Source organism: Streptomyces sp. NPDC055140 (assembly GCF_053607285.1).
In genome coordinates this window covers 1-1,721 of the sequence record NZ_JBSGTG010000172.1, presented here as the reverse complement: position 1 = coordinate 1,721, position 1,721 = coordinate 1, and the positions used below count along the sequence as shown (strand labels likewise).

Here is a 1,721-nt window from a genome sequence, read left to right as displayed (position 1 = left end):
TTCTTGCAGTACGACGGGAGAGTGCGTGGCGACCACCGCCACACCATTGCGGTCGGCGAGCAGCTCGGACAGCGCGTTTGTCAGTGCGGCGAGCAGAGGTGGGTGCAAGTGGGTTTCGGGCTCGTCGATCAGGACCAGGGCGCGCTCGCCAACCACTTCGATCAGCCGAGTCACCATGAGGAGTGCCACCGCATGACCGGAGCTCAGCCTGTCGAAGACACCACCCATCGCCTCGTCGAGCCTTCTTGGGCGGCCCTCCCTGATCATGGCATCGATAACGTCCATGTCGTCGTCGAGGAAGCCGCTCGCGGCGTAGTTGAGGGTCTCCACGGCCCGTCGCCAGCGGAGACCTCGCGCGCCGATCCGCGCGACGGCGAAGCTGTCGACGAACTCCTTCCGTAGCTCCTCGTCGGACTTGAAGCGGAGCCCTTCGGCGTGGCGGAGGCCGATGTAGTGGAATGGCATCCCCGCGCCGGACGGTGGGATGTAGGGCCGGTCGAAGGGGCTGAAGGAGATGACGACGCAGCTGGTGAAGCTGTTGTCCTCGCCGCCCGATCCGGCCTCGACGGCGATCTGTCCGGTTGTCGCATGTGACGCGATGGCGTGGAGAAGACTTGATTTCCCGACACCGTTGCGGCCAATGACCGCGTGAATATTGGTCGAGGGCAGATCCCCTGGTTTCGTCCCGAATGTGAACTCGTGGGCCGCCAGGAGACCCTCTTGCTCCGGTGTATACGACCAGCTGAAGGGGACGATGCGAGCACGAACGCCCCTGGCGACGCGCCGCGTAATGTCCAGATCCGTGCGTGAACGGCCACGCATGAGGGAGTCGCGGAAGACTGGCATGTGGGACGCCTCTTGGTCGGTCTCCGAGGCGTAGGCGGCGTCGTTCAGCGAGGTGAGGACTTCGTGAGCCATGCCCTGGGGCAGGCGGATTCGCAGCGCCTCGTAGTAGTCGTCCTCCATCCCAAGGCTGAAGTAGCCGGCTTCCAGCGCCGTGAAGCTGGGTGGCAGCCGCTCCGATGTGCGAGCCCATCCGTCTCGCGCCATCGCAATGTTCCCGATTCTCAGAAATCCGACACGGACGACGGATCCGTCTTGCAAGCGGATGAAGAGGTTGAAGGTGGTCGAGAACCCGAGGTCGTTCCAGCTGTCCTTGGCCAAGTAGGCGCCGGGCGCCTCCGGTACCTTCTGCTTGTACTCCAGCACCGTGAAATGCAACTCGGCCCCTCCTGTTATGTGAACGGCCACCAAGCCGATCTGGGTGCGGCAAGCATGCCCGGGGCCGCGCGCTGGCGGCGCGCCTGCCCAGGATGGGGGAGAACGAGCTACCTACGTAACCCAGTGCACGGCGAGCACCCGCGTGAGCTCCGGACTTCGACTAGCTGCTCACCCGGAACGGGTGTTTCACCGGCGCTGTTACTGGCAGTACTGGTGTCCCAGACTGAAGACGTTCGGGTCATGCGTACCGCGGCCGGGGTGCTCCTGTGCGCGGGTCTTAGGAGACCGGGGGTTCGAACAGCTCGCAGACGATGCCATAGACCGCGGTCGCGTCCTGGACGGATCGGCCTGCCATAAGCGCGCGGCGTACAGCGCCACGCGCTCCGGGGTGTTCTCGGCTGACCAACAGGGCCTCAGCTACGGCTGTTTCGAGTTCCCGCAGTCGCTGAACGTGGCGCTCGGTCGGGTGCCGCGCCACTGTCACGGGGCCTCTCTTGAGC

The 1,721-nt window shown here is 65.0% G+C and carries 1 protein-coding gene and 1 pseudogene; both read right to left on the bottom strand.

Going from position 1 to position 1,721, the window contains the following annotated elements; genetic code table 11:
* A partial coding sequence (locus ACWFR4_RS48720) for an AAA family ATPase (protein ID WP_453658409.1) occupies window positions 1-1,209 on the bottom strand: 1,209 nt, incomplete at its 3' end.
* A 289-nt stretch (window positions 1,210-1,498) separates the two neighbouring features.
* A pseudogene (locus ACWFR4_RS48715) lies at window positions 1,499-1,721 on the bottom strand (hypothetical protein); the annotation flags it as partial.